The 13,161-nt window shown below is 43.2% G+C and carries 13 protein-coding genes; all 13 read right to left on the bottom strand.

Going from position 1 to position 13,161, the window contains the following annotated elements; genetic code table 11:
• Positions 1-379: 379 nt before the first annotated feature.
• On the bottom strand, positions 380-1,267 hold the full coding sequence (prmC, locus tag BUB56_RS14970; RefSeq protein ID WP_110942113.1) for a peptide chain release factor N(5)-glutamine methyltransferase: 888 nt from the start codon (positions 1,265-1,267) through the stop codon (positions 380-382).
• Positions 1,261-2,214, bottom strand: a complete 954-nt coding sequence (locus tag BUB56_RS14975) for a DUF1385 domain-containing protein (RefSeq protein WP_242946396.1) — start codon at positions 2,212-2,214, stop codon at positions 1,261-1,263. Before BUB56_RS14975 ends, prmC begins: the two co-directional genes overlap by 7 nt.
• 467 nt (positions 2,215-2,681) lie before the next feature.
• Entirely contained in the window at positions 2,682-3,263 is a 582-nt protein-coding gene (locus tag BUB56_RS14980; RefSeq protein ID WP_110942114.1) for a thymidine kinase, read from the bottom strand.
• A gap of 77 nt (positions 3,264-3,340) precedes the next feature.
• The gene (gene rpmE / locus BUB56_RS14985) at positions 3,341-3,541 is read right to left on the bottom strand and encodes a 50S ribosomal protein L31 (protein WP_110942115.1); all 201 of its coding nucleotides are present in this window, start codon (positions 3,539-3,541) and stop codon (positions 3,341-3,343) included.
• 401 nt (positions 3,542-3,942) lie between these two features.
• On the bottom strand, positions 3,943-5,298 hold the full coding sequence (rho, locus tag BUB56_RS14990) for a transcription termination factor Rho (RefSeq protein WP_408606963.1): 1,356 nt from the start codon (positions 5,296-5,298) through the stop codon (positions 3,943-3,945).
• Positions 5,299-5,869: 571 nt separating this feature from the next.
• Positions 5,870-6,838: a class II fructose-bisphosphatase gene (glpX, locus tag BUB56_RS14995; protein WP_110942117.1), complete on the bottom strand. Its 969-nt coding sequence runs from the start codon at positions 6,836-6,838 to the stop codon at positions 5,870-5,872.
• Positions 6,839-6,849: 11 nt separating this feature from the next.
• On the bottom strand, positions 6,850-7,845 hold the full coding sequence (gene glpX / locus BUB56_RS15000) for a class II fructose-bisphosphatase (RefSeq protein WP_110942118.1): 996 nt from the start codon (positions 7,843-7,845) through the stop codon (positions 6,850-6,852).
• Positions 7,846-8,769: 924 nt separating this feature from the next.
• Positions 8,770-9,432 (bottom strand): hypothetical protein, encoded by a 663-nt coding sequence (locus BUB56_RS15005; protein WP_110942119.1) that lies wholly within the window; start codon positions 9,430-9,432, stop codon positions 8,770-8,772.
• Positions 9,433-9,501: 69 nt separating this feature from the next.
• Positions 9,502-10,314 (bottom strand): 3-keto-5-aminohexanoate cleavage enzyme, encoded by an 813-nt coding sequence (gene kce, locus BUB56_RS15010; protein WP_110942120.1) that lies wholly within the window; start codon positions 10,312-10,314, stop codon positions 9,502-9,504.
• A 468-nt stretch (positions 10,315-10,782) separates the two neighbouring features.
• Positions 10,783-11,166: a 3-aminobutyryl-CoA ammonia lyase gene (kal, locus tag BUB56_RS15015; protein ID WP_110942121.1), complete on the bottom strand. Its 384-nt coding sequence runs from the start codon at positions 11,164-11,166 to the stop codon at positions 10,783-10,785.
• Positions 11,167-11,185: 19 nt separating this feature from the next.
• Complete coding sequence (locus tag BUB56_RS15020; protein WP_190014580.1) at positions 11,186-11,641, bottom strand: hypothetical protein; 456 nt, start codon at positions 11,639-11,641, stop codon at positions 11,186-11,188.
• A 63-nt stretch (positions 11,642-11,704) separates the two neighbouring features.
• Positions 11,705-12,328 carry a V-type ATP synthase subunit D gene (locus tag BUB56_RS15025; protein ID WP_110942123.1) on the bottom strand — a complete coding sequence of 208 codons (624 nt, stop codon included), beginning with the start codon at positions 12,326-12,328 and terminating at the stop codon, positions 11,705-11,707.
• A gap of 114 nt (positions 12,329-12,442) precedes the next feature.
• Complete coding sequence (locus BUB56_RS15030; RefSeq protein WP_110942124.1) at positions 12,443-12,979, bottom strand: transposase; 537 nt, start codon at positions 12,977-12,979, stop codon at positions 12,443-12,445.
• Positions 12,980-13,161: the final 182 nt, after the last annotated feature.

A 13,161-nucleotide genomic window follows, 5' to 3' on the forward strand; every position in this document is an offset into this window, starting at 1 on the left:
GATTGGGGCTGAGACCCAACCCTACTTTATCATCCTCATAAAGCTGTCACCCTGAGCGGAGCGAACGGGTCTAGAATTTTAAAGGTCAGATCCTTCACTCCGTTCAGGATGACAAATCATAAAGCGGGTTGCAGGAATCTTGCTGCCCGGGTGGACAGGGTCCTCCACCCCTACAACCTAATTCCAATACATATTTGGACGGGCGAACAATGTTCGCCCCTACATCCCTCACTATCATAGAGATGTCATCCTGAACGCAGTGAAGGATCTTTGGTTTCTGTTTTAAAGATCCTTCGTTTTACTCAGGATGACAGCCACAGATAGTAATTCTATGTCGCATTTTTCTACAAATATTCATTACTTAATATATAGAAAAAATCTAAATTACGGTGGCTGTGACAACTCTTTCAATCCCTGCTAAATCTTTATGTTTATTGATATTTGCATACTTATTTTTTGCAACCATCATATTTTTTACTGCTTCTGCCTGGTCATGCCCCACTTCCAAGGCGATTCGTCCCCCGGGGCGTAAGAGCTGATCCCCTTGTGCTACAATTCTCCGGTAAAAATCCAAGCCGTCAGGTCCCCCGTCCAAGGCCATCCGAGGCTCATACTTAGCTACCTCTATCTGAAGCCCTTCGATATCCTTTGCAGGGATATAGGGGGGATTGGACACCAAAATGTCTATCTTTCCGAATAAATCCTCTTCATCCAGAGGGTGAAGCAGATCTCCCTTCAAAAAGTTAATTTTTTCCAGAACACCATGCTTTTGTGCATTCTTTTGTCCAATGGCCAGAGCTTTTTCTGATAGGTCTACAGAGTATACTTGAACTTTTTCTATATATTTGGCCAGACTCACAGTGATGGCTCCGCTGCCCGTACCCAGATCTACGATTTTCAAGATATCTTGATGTCCCTTAAAAGCCTGTTCTGCATTCACCCACTGCAGCACAGTTTCTACTAAAATCTCTGTGTCGGGTCTTGGAATCAATACGCCCTCTTCCACATAAAAATCCAGACCCATAAACTCCTGCCGATGTATGATATATTGTAGGGGCACTCCTTGAATCCGTTTTTCCAGAAATGCCTCAAAGGCATCATTCTCTTCCTGGGTCAAGCTTCTACCTCTTTGGATATATAAATAGAGTCTATCTATCTGAAGTACTTCACATAAAAGAACCTCTGCATCCAGCAGAGGCGTCGAAGCTCCACTGTTTTCCAGTCTGTCAGCGGCATCCTTTAAAGCGTCCTGAACTGTCCTTACCACAGATCTGCCTCCTTGTCTTCCACCAATACATTTTTCAATGCGGCGATGGCTACCTCCAGCTGACTGTCATCGGGTTCACGGGTAGTGAGCTTTTGAAGCATCAGTCCGGGATAGCTGATCATGCATACCAGCTTCGATTGACTTCTGCCGGCCCATCGAATGATCTCATAGGAGATCCCTGCCACCACCGGCAGCAGTATAAATCGGGACAATATTCTAATCCAAGGATTGGGCCAGCCGATCATGGTAAATAAAATCATGCTGATGACCATGACAATCAGCATAAAGCTTGTACCGCAGCGGGGATGGAGAGTTGTAAAGCTTCTCACATTATCCACTGTCAGCTCCTGCCCGCTTTCATAGCAGTGGATGGTTTTATGCTCAGCTCCATGGTATTGGAACACCCGCTGAATATCCTTCATCTGAGAAATTAGAAGGACATAGCTGATAAACAAGGTGATACGCAATACCCCTTCCACAATATTTAATCCCAAAGAATTGTTAATATATCGTTTCAAAAAGGTTGTCACCAAAGTGGGAGAAATGATAAAAATTAGAATAGCCAAGGCCATGGCAATAAATACAGAAAAATAGAGCATGATGTCATTGGCCTTATCCCCAAACCGGTTCTCAATCCACTGTTCAATTTTTCCTTTCTCTTCTGTATCTTCGTACTCCTCGAAAAACTCCGCAGAATAAGTAAGGGATTTAACCCCTAAGACCATAGAGTCTACCAGGGCAACAACACCCCGAAAAACGGGAAGCTTGCTGATGGCACTTTTGGACATTCCCTGAATGGCTTCTTTTTTAATGACAATTTCTTTATCCGGTTTACGTACTGCAATGGCAATATCCTTAGGGCCCTTCATCATAACCCCCTCGATCACTGCCTGCCCGCCTACGTTTCTTGGTGTTGCACTCTTTATAAAGATTTTATCTTGATCCAATATGATCTTCCTTTCATATAGCTGCAATCAATTCTTCCTTTGATTGTAGCATACCCAAAATGCTTTTGCAAATTGCAAAAAGTAGGATTTCTCCTACCTTTCCACACTCCGTTTCTATAGATTTACGCGTCTAAAACAAAATATTATTTTGTAGGGGCAGACCTGCGTGTCTGCCCGCTTTTTCGGGACGACACATAGGTCTGCCCCCATAGGCGTCAACGTAATCCAATTATTTCCAAATAAACCTTAGAAGCATGTCATTCTGAGCGTTAGCGAAGAATCTTATAGAACATAAGCAAGATTACTTTTGACTATCAGAATATATCATCTAGCTTAAAGATCCTTCGACTCCCTTTTACTCCGCTCAGGATGACAAACTATGGGTTAAGTTGACGCCTATGGGTCATCCCCTGCATTTTTACATTGTAGTAGCCTTTGTCTAACTATTATGCTGCCCAGTATTTTTTCTACAGGTGCTTAGGCACCTGGTGGTGAAGTCTGCACCTTGCTTCATAACTCTCTGTAGCTCCTACCAGAATGGTAGGGTCATCATAGCTGGCAGGGCTTCCATTAATCAGACGCTGGGTCCGATGGGCGGGATCCCCACAGATCATGCAGATGGCAGTCAATTTGTCCACGAATTCTGCAATGGCCATCAGCTTTGGCGTAGGTCCAAAGGGTTCTCCTCTAAAATCCATGTCCAGTCCTGCAGCAATCACACGAAGACCCCGATCCGCCAGCGTTCTTGCGATCTCTACAACTTCCTCTTCAAAAAACTGCACTTCATCAATGCCGACCACTTGGGTGTCTTCTTCTATATATGTAAGGATATCCGATGCCTTATTGATTCGATGGGCTTTGAACCGAACACCGCTGTGAGAAACCACATTTTCTACACAATACCGATTATCTATAGCCGGTTTAAACACCAATACGTTTTGCCTGGCAATCTCCGCCCGCTTTAGCCGTCGAATTAACTCCTCGCTTTTTCCGCTGTACATCGGTCCCACGATTACCTCGATACAGCCGTGATGGCTTGGCCTATACATTGGTTTTCCCCCTTTTCAGGATACAACAAAGGTTAGAGATTTTCTCTCTAACCCATCGTATGTTCTATGTTGATGTATTATTTCATGCCGTATTTTTGCTTGAACTTTTCTACACGGCCACCTTGGTCTACAAATTTTTGTTTTCCGGTAAAGAATGGATGACACTCAGAACAGATCTCTACTCTGATTTCTTCCTTTACAGAACCGGTTTCAAATGTATTGCCACAGGCACATCTTACAACAGATTTCTTGTAATTTGGATGGATTCCTGTTTTCATGCTGTTCACCTCTTTCTCTTCTAACTCTGTATATTGAAAACATCATTTATCCCAGTTGTCAACTTCTATATTATAGCATAGGCCTTTTTCAAATTCAAGGAGATATTTTAAAAAACGTTACACGTTAGCCGTTGCAAGTATCCTATTATAAATATCTTATGTCAAGTACAAAACTATTCGATTCAAGCTGTAGGGTCAAGCCTCGCCTCTGCCCGTTTTATTTCGGAACGACGGGGACGTCGTTCCCTACATCTCCATTTTGAATTTGTGTAAGAAGTGGCCTCTGTGCCCTTCCATTGTTGTTTAGGATATATATTCGGAACGACTTACATCTCCATTTAGCTATCCGTAGGGAACGGTGCCCTCACCGTTCCGTTATATTTTAGTTTTTCATTCAACCCCTACCCTAAGATCTTGCTGCGCAGATTTTCTACGAACTCTGCATTGGTTTTTGTTGTCACCAGCTTGCTGATGATGGATTCGGTCACTTCCTGGGTAGGGTTGTTGGCCATGGCACGACGTATATTCCAGATAGTTTCCAGCTCTTTTTGATTCAATAATAATTCTTCTCTTCTAGTGCCGGATTTATTCAAATCAATGGCAGGGAAAATACGTTTCTCTGACAGCCTACGGTCTAGGTGAAGCTCCATATTTCCCGTGCCTTTAAATTCCTCAAATATTACATCATCCATTCGACTCCCGGTATCCACTAATGCCGTTGCCAGTATGGTCAGACTTCCTCCGTTTTCTAAATTCCGGGCGGCCCCAAAGAATCTTTTAGGCTTATGGAGGGCACCGGGATCTAAACCTCCCGACAGGGTTCTTCCCGTAGGCGGGATCGTCAGGTTATAGGCTCTGGCCAACCGGGTAATGCTGTCAAGCAAAATCACCACATCTCTTCCCTGTTCAACCAATCTCTGGGCACGATTTAATACCATCTCCGCTACTTTGATATGATGATTTGGCAGTTCATCAAAGGTGGAATAAATCACTTCTCCCTTGATAGAGCGCTGCATATCCGTAACTTCCTCCGGCCGCTCATCAATCAACAGTACGATGATCTCTATGTTTTCATGGTTTTCTGCAATGCTATTGGCAATTTTTTTAAGCAAAATGGTTTTTCCTGCCTTCGGGGGAGCCACAATTAAGCCTCTTTGTCCTTTTCCAATAGGTGCAATCAAATCAATGATCCTGGTTGAAAGATCTGTGCTATTGTATTCAAGTGTAATCCGTTGGTCGGGATAAATCGGGGTAAGATCTTCGAAGTTTGGCCGTCGGGCAGCCACTTCCGGTCTGTCACCATTGACTTTCTGAACATATAGAAGTGCACGAAACTTTTCACCGCTTTTTGGGGGTCTTGTGATACCGAGGAGTTTGTCGCCGGTCTTTAGGTTAAACCTGCGAATCTGGGAAGGAGAAACATATACATCTTCTTCACTGGTAAGAAAGTTGTAAAATCGAAGGAATCCGAAGCCGCCCTCCGTGATTTCCAAAACACCTTCTACTGTATTGACTTCTTCACTATTGTCGATTTCATTATTGATTTTATCAGGCAGCCGCTGTCGGTCCAGACCTACTTCCTTCGGGGGCTCTGGCACCGGTTCTTCCATGGCCTCAGCTGGCACCGGATTGGCCTGGGCTTGGATTAGATCTATCAATTCCTGCTTCTTGTACTTCGTAGCACTTTTGATGCCCAATTCTTTGGCCAAATCCCTGAGCTCTTCTAGCTTCTTATTTTCTAATTCTACTAAAAGCAAAATCACACCTCCACAAGTATATACTTGCTTGCAAACAAATATATTCATTTACAATATTCTAGGGAAAATAAACTATCTAGCTTCACGGTTTTACGTTGCACCTTGCACGTAAGTTGTAGAATCTTTATGTATAATATCGTCTTTATTTTTTTTCCATAATCTATGCTTTTTATACATAAATATTATATGATTCTACAACTTCCTAGGGGTGAACCCATAGGCACCAAATTAATCCAAATATTTCCAAATAAACCTTAGAAGCATGTCATTCTGAGGGTTAGCGAAGAATCTTATGGAACATAAGCAAGATTATTTTTGATTATCAGAATATGTCATCTAGCTTAAAGATCTTTCGACTCCCTTTTACTCCCCTCAGGATGACAAATTATGGGTTAAGTTGACGCCTAGGGGTCGTCCCCTACAGTTGCCCTCTTATACACATCGTAGGGGTGGACCTGTGTGTCCATCCGTAGATTTTTCGGGACGACACATGGGTCGTCCCCTACTGTTGCCCTCACTAATACATAGTAGGGAAGGACGCCCTCGTCGTTCCGCCCCATTATCCATATCGTTACTTTGCATACTCCGGCTTTAAGTCTAATTTATGGATGGCTTCAATGAAACGAATCGTTCCGGTCTCAGCCCGCATAACTACAGAGTGGGTTCTGGCCATGTTATTTCCATAGTAGGTAACTCCCTTGAGCAAATCTCCGTCGGAAATTCCAGTAGCAGCAAAGAAGGCCTCATTTCCTTTTACCAAGTCATCCAATCCATATACCTTGTTGATATCTACACCCATTTGAATGCATCGGGCCTTTTCTTCCGACCTATAGGCCACCAGCCTTCCTTGGAATTCTCCGCCAAGGCACTTCAAGGCTGCAGCAGCTATCACGCCTTCCGGTGCCCCTCCAATCCCTATCATTATATCAACTCCTGTGTGGTCAAAGCAAGTAGCAATCGCCGCAGCCACATCTCCATCCTGGAAGAGCTTGATACGTACGCCTACTTCTCTACAGGCAGCAATCATTCCCTCATGGCGTTCACGATCCAGCATGGTCACTGTAAGGTCTGTAATATTCTTGTTCAAAGCCTTTGCCACATTCTTCAGATTCTCTTGAATCGGTGCATTTAAATCTACTACACCCTTTGCCTTTGGACCAACGGCAATCTTATCCATATACATATCTGGAGCATTCAGCAAATTTCCTCTGGGGGCAATGGCTACTACTGCGATGGCATTGGGAAGCCCTTTGGCAATCAGTGTGGTCCCATCCAAAGGATCTACAGCGATATCTACCGCCAAATCTGTCTCTCCGCCCCTGCCGATCTTTTCTCCAATATAGAGCATGGGCGCTTCATCCATTTCTCCTTCACCGATTACTACAACCCCGTCAATATTGATGGTGTCAAACATTTTCCGCATACCATCTACTGCTGCTTGGTCAGCAATAACCTTATCTCCCCGACCCATGTATTTTGCAGCACCTAAAGCAGCGGCCTCTGTTACTCTCGCAAGATTAAGCGCCAGGTTTCTATCCATTTTCATTCCCCCTATCTATGCTTTTCCATCATTTCAACCAATATCTCATTTTTATCCAATCGATGAACCGCATCTACGAAACGGATGGTACCCGTTTTAGACCGCATCACTACAGAATGGGTTTTAGCCTGATTATTCTCCAGATAGGTTACGCCTTTTAGCAGATCTCCATCAGAAACCCCGGTGGCTGCAAAGAACACATCTTCCGATGCTACCAGATCGTCTAGTGTCAGCACCTTGTTGATTCTCTCCTGATGCCACCCCAAGGCCTCACACCGCTGAAACTCTTCGTCAGAAAGAGGATTTAGTTTTCCCTGCATCTCTCCCCCTAAACATTTGAGGGCTACTGCTGCAATCACACCCTCGGGAGCACCGCCGATTCCCATAAATACGTCAATCCCCGTATCCTCAAAGCAGGTAGCCAAAGCTGCAGCTACATCCCCGTCTCCAAAGAGCTTAATCCGGCAGCCTGCTGCCCGTACTTCCTGAATTAAAGCATCATGACGGGGACGATCCTGTATAATCACCGTCAAATCCTGCAGGTTTTTATTCAACGCCTTTGCTACAGCCTTCAGGTTTTGCTCCACCGGTGCATCCAGCTGCACAAGGCCTTTTGCCTTCGGTCCAACCGCAATCTTTTTCATATATGTATCCGGTGCATGGAGCAGAGTGCCCTCCGGTGCCATAGCGATAACCGCGATGGCATTGGGCAGCCCCTTGGCGATCAATACAGTTCCCTCCAGCGGGTCTACGGCAATGTCCACAGCCCGGTCTTCATCGCCCCATCTCCCTACCTCTTCTCCGATATATAACATGGGTGCCTCGTCTAGCTCCCCTTCTCCAATCACGACCTTACCTTTAACGGATACGTGAGAAAAGGCCTTTCGCATCCCATCTACCGCCGCCTGATCTGCCGCATCCTTATTTCCTCTGCCCATGTATCCCGCAGAAGCTAATGCTGCAGTCTCTGTAACCCTTACTAATTCCAGTGCCAAGTTTCTATCCATATTTTTCCTCCCAAATCTGCCATTACTATCAAATATACTACATTATATCACTAAATGTGTTATACAAAAAGTTTCCTTTTATAAAATATTGATCACGTCTTATTTGGAAAATATATTATTGCAGGGGCAGACCTGCGTGTCTGCCGCTTTTTCGGAACGACACATCGGTCATCCCCCATAGGCGTCAACTTAACCCATAGTTTGTCATCCTGAGCGGAGTAAAACGGAGTCGAAGGATCTTTAAGCTAGATGATATATTCTGATAGTCAAAAGTAATCTTGCTTATGTTCTATAAGATTCTTCGCTAACGCTCAGAATGACATGCTTCTAAGGTTTATTTGGAAATATTTAGATTACATTGACGCCTATAGGTCATCCCCTGCGATTATCTTTTAACTTAGATGGGGCTATCTGCATTTACGTGATAGGTTAAGGTTGAAAACACCTCTTTTAAAGTGTTTCCTTTTCAATAGGTTTTCATTTAAAGTATTCTCTTTAAATGTGAAAATATTATGCTCTCTAGTCAGCTGTTTTGACAAATTATTCATATATGCAGAAATATAGGGGCGTTTCTATCAAGCGAAAAACATATTTTGCATATTTTGACAAAAGGATTATTATTGACGAAATTTAGCAGCCAGATTTATTATTTTAGTCTAGCATAAAGATATTTATGAAAAATCTTTTTTGCCTAATCCCTGGATTCTTCACTGCCTTCAGCATGACAGGAAATCTAGTGCTTGCGTCTGTCATCCTGAGCCAAGCGAAGGATCTTGGTTTATATAGAAATAACCTATTGGTTTGCATGCTATGCAAGCCCTGCACAATCTAATTATTGTAGGGACTGCATAGTATGCAGGTCCGTTATAGACTATAACATTATTGGTATGATACCCGCAAAAAACCGGACCCCTAAGGCCCGGTCTACTGGTTATTGATTTCCCCTTGAAAATTGATGGCATCAATGCACGAAAAGGCTTTCTCATGCATGATGATGGCATGGGTATTTCGAATATTGAGCAAGTCTTCCTTTGTCTCCGTATAGATTACACTCAGACTGCTGCATTGCAGACAGTGCAGTTCAATGCGATCAGGAAAAAGGTTCATATCTATATCAGAACTGCCGCAATCACAGTAGAGATTGTCCTGTTCTGCAATCTTATGCACACGGTTTAAACCCTCTATCATGATATCAACATTGTGAAAATAACTCTCATAGCCTAATTCTGCCATGATATTATCTATCTCTTGATTCATTTTTTCAACCTTGTCTTCAATATGTGTCTTATTGCCCACACACAAAACCACCTCACAGGTTGCATCACAAGCGCCGAAATACACTGACGATCCCATGATTTCCCTTAAACGATAGCTGAAGACATGTTCGCCATCACAGCAGGAACAAGGGATTTTAAAAAATATATTTTTAAAGTCATGGGTTTTTATATAAAATTCATAGGATCCGCATAGACAATCTACTTTATAATACTGTCCTTTTTGCAACTGAAAAATGGAGATTTCATGGGTCTCTAACTTACTACAGGCCCCGCATCGGACTGCTATGAAGATGCTGCTGTCAATGATCATAAGGGGCACCTCCTTCTGTAGTAAGTATTCGACATATTTTTTGCGATCCCTTCTTTTTTGGGACCTGCCTTATTTTATACCTAATATCTTTCTTGCTTCATCCGGCGTGGCTACTTCTCTGCCGATTTCCTTTGCGATTCGAGCGATACGGGCTACCAATTGGGCATTGGATTCAGCCAGTACACCCTTTTCATAATATACATTGTCTTCAAAGCCAACCCGTACGTTTCCGCCTAAAACAATAGCCATTACTGCCAAGGGCGTCTCTGCTCTTCCGATTCCTGCCACCGTCCAGGTAGATCCTGCGGGAATGGAACGCACCATATGCATGAGGTCTTCAGGGGTTCCCGGGCAAGCTCCCGGCACCCCCAGCACAAAATCAAAATGAACTGGGGCATCTAATAAACCTTTTTTTACCAAACGAAGGGCATTGTCAATCATCCCTCGTTCAAAAACCTCTATCTCCGGTTTTACCCCTAACTCCTTCATGCGGGCTGCAAACTTTTCGATGTACTCTTCTGAATTCATAAAGACATCAGGTCCAAAGTTGCAGGTTCCGCAGCTTAGGGTTGCCATCTCCGGCTTTAACTCCACCGGTTGAAGACGCTCTTCCGGTGTATGCCAGGTAGCACCGCCGGTAGAAGGCTGCACGATAATGTTGCATTTGGCCTCAATCTTTTCCTTAATTTCCTTGTATACTTCGTAGGATTGGGTTGGGTTGCCCTCTGCATCTCTCCCATGAACATGAACGATGGATGCCCCGGCTTTATAGCATTCATAGGCAGCTTCAGCAATTTCGTCAGGGCTTACGGGTAGATTGGGCTGCTGTGCCTTTGTTACCTCTGCGCCCGTCAGCGCTGCTGTGATAATTAATTTTTCCATTGATTTTACCTCCTCAAAAATCCGTTACACACTTATGGATACACCCTATCTTAACTCTATAGGCATGTCATAGGTGTCAACGTAATCCAATTATTTCCAAATAAACCTTAGAAGCATGTCATTCTGAGCGTTAGCGAAGAATCTTATAAAACATAAGCAAGATTACTTTTGATTATCAGAATATATCATCTAGCTTAAAGATCCTTCGACTCCGTTTTACTCCGCTCAGGATGACAAATTATGGGTTAAGTTGACGCCTATGATAGGCATGTATAACTGAGAATCCCGACTTGTATTCGGATCGACGAGGGCGTCCTCCCTACCTTCCTGTCCTATATCTGCGTAGGGAACTGTGCCCTCACAGTTCCGTGAATGTTAGCTTTCTGCATCAAATGCCATATAAGATAACGTTTTCTTAGTGCCTATTTCAGTAATAATTTATTTCAAAGACTCCTATCTGCATATCAACTATTTCCGCTGCTTATTCTTGGGTACAACACAGGTACCTTCTGCACGGCATACTACAATAGGCTCTTCTAATACATCACAAGCTGACTCATTGATGTCTGGTCTTGGAATGATTACTTTTCTGGCTTCGAAAACCATTTTTCTGGAAGAGTTGCCCACATGAACGATCTCCCCAACAGCCTCTATGTAATCTCCGGCAAATACAGGGGCCTTGAACTCTACTTTGTCATAGCCTGCGAATAGTCCTTCGTCGCCATCCTGCCGGATCAATAGCTCTGTAGCTACATCTCCAAATAACTGCAGCATTTTTGCTCCATCTACCAGGTTGCCGCCGTAATGGGCATCATGCATGCTCATTCTCATACGAATCATTGCTTTTTCCATTGTTTGTTTCCTCCTTGGTTTATGCTTCTTTTTTTAGTTTTTTCTTTAATAAAAATATTTCTCTTTCATTTTGTTTTTCCTTGTCTAACATATATTCAATAGAGTCTTTCACTTCTGTTAATGTTTCCGTATTCTCGATCACTTGTACTTCGATGGCTCGCAGTTTTTCCTTTACTGTCACCATATCCTGCTGCAAACTGCCTACTCTTTCCTCTACCTCCGATAGTCGTTTATCCATACCTTCTGCCTGTTGTTCCAGACTGCCTAATCTCAGGTCTAACCTATCTACCTTTTCTTCCAGCTTATCCACCTTTGCCTCTAACTTTTCTACCTTTTCTTCTAACTTATCCATCCTAGCTTCTAGCTTATCCATTCCCACTTCCAGCTTGTCTATTTTCATTTCCAGTCGGACTTGTCCCTCTTTCAGGTCCTTTAGCACTTCAAGCACCACTTCCTGAAATTTTTGCTGTTCCACAGAGAACACCATCCTTTCAAACCTTCCGTACCCCATTATATCATTCTGCAGATTCCTTTTCAATTATTCTTGTTTCTGACCTTTTTTCTTTACCCGCTTCAACCGGAAGAAATCTTCCCGCTCTTTTTCCTCCAGCACCTCTTGGATATACTTTACCTGCTCTTTATATTTGGGTATCTGTATGTTTTCGAGCCCATTGGCCCGTTTCTGGGTCTTCTTGATTTCCATGGCCAGCTTGCAGACGGAGTTTTCTACCTCTGCCAGCTCATAGATCAGGTATTTTACTTCTTTAAACTTAGCGTAGGCGATGTCTAAGGCAGGATTGGTTCTAAAAAAGCCATACTGGGTCTGCAGATCTGTTTGACGATAGTGAACTGTAGGGATCTCTACCCCCATGACACTTTTTAATAACACCTCATACTCTGAAGCCCTCGGGATGGACAGGGCGATCTCTTCCACGCTGTTGATCCCCATGGTGACGTTTACCACCTGTAAAGCTTCATAGGCCTCCCGGAAGGTCACCGTTACCCGCTCCTGGAGGTCCTTGGCACGATCCATCATCCCCATCATTTCCCGTATGAGTACATTTCTCTTTTTATCCAGAAGCTCAAAGCCCTTTTTGGAGAATGCAAGGGCATTTTCAGCCTTCATTAAATTCGATTTGGTTGGCGCAATATTTACCGACATCTATGTTCCCTTCTTCTCAAATCATTTTATCTCTTCCTATTCGGAACGACGGGGGCGTCGTCCCTTACCCTTGTGGTCTTATAATCGTTGGACTTGTGTCCCCCCATCTGATTGTTAAATATAGTACTCATCCTCGACCCATTTTACAGGATTGTTTACTATGTACTCTCTAATCTCCTGTAACTCCAGTTCGTTACGGATAATGTGTTCATAATATGACTTTTGCCATAGAGTATTTCTAAATTCTATTTCTACCAGCTTATTGTATTGTCTTGCCGTCACTGATTTAAAGTCTTTGATTATATCTGGTAGGGAACGACGCCCTCGTCGTTCCGCTGACTGGAATCCATAAGTTTTTTCTGATAATGGTTGTGGTTTTGTATCTTCTATTACTATAATTCCATGGATATGGTTTGGCATAATACAAAACCCGTCTGTCTTTACGTTTTCATATAATAAAGAGATATTCTCCCAGCACTGAATAATCTCATTCCCTATTTCAGACGGAACGACGGGGGCGTCGTTCCCTACAATATTGCATAAAAGATTTCTTCGATTTTCAGTACAAATAGTTACGAAGTAATAACCTGGCTGTGAATAATCATAATTCTTTAATCTTAGATTTTTTCTCCTTGGTAATTTATTCTCCATACTATCACCGTTCCATTATTATAAAAGCATACCTAATTTTTATATGCCACGTGAAATCATTCCCTACACTTTTATACGTAGAATCATAGGGCGTCGTTCCCTACTTTCTGTACTCGCCTTAACTTACCACTTGCCATGAGACTTGGGGAAGTTTCTCGACGCAGGAGAGACGCGTCCCCATG

Source organism: Geosporobacter subterraneus DSM 17957, assembly GCF_900142145.1.
Lineage (GTDB): Bacteria > Bacillota > Clostridia > Peptostreptococcales > Thermotaleaceae > Geosporobacter > Geosporobacter subterraneus.

Coding starts and splice junctions, on each gene's coding strand:
- BUB56_RS15025 (WP_110942123.1), bottom strand. CDS start 12,328: ATGTCGGTAAATATTGCGCCAACCAAATCGAATTTAATGAAGGCTGAA.
- kal (WP_110942121.1), bottom strand. CDS start 11,166: ATGGAAAAAGCAATGATTCGTATGAGAATGAGCATGCATGATGCCCAT.
- BUB56_RS15030 (WP_110942124.1), bottom strand. CDS start 12,979: ATGGAGAATAAATTACCAAGGAGAAAAAATCTAAGATTAAAGAATTAT.
- rpmE (WP_110942115.1), bottom strand. CDS start 3,541: ATGAAAACAGGAATCCATCCAAATTACAAGAAATCTGTTGTAAGATGT.
- glpX (WP_110942117.1), bottom strand. CDS start 6,838: ATGGATAGAAACCTGGCGCTTAATCTTGCGAGAGTAACAGAGGCCGCT.
- kce (WP_110942120.1), bottom strand. CDS start 10,314: ATGGAAAAATTAATTATCACAGCAGCGCTGACGGGCGCAGAGGTAACA.
- BUB56_RS15005 (WP_110942119.1), bottom strand. CDS start 9,432: ATGATCATTGACAGCAGCATCTTCATAGCAGTCCGATGCGGGGCCTGT.
- BUB56_RS14980 (WP_110942114.1), bottom strand. CDS start 3,263: ATGTATAGGCCAAGCCATCACGGCTGTATCGAGGTAATCGTGGGACCG.
- glpX (WP_110942118.1), bottom strand. CDS start 7,845: ATGGATAGAAACTTGGCACTGGAATTAGTAAGGGTTACAGAGACTGCA.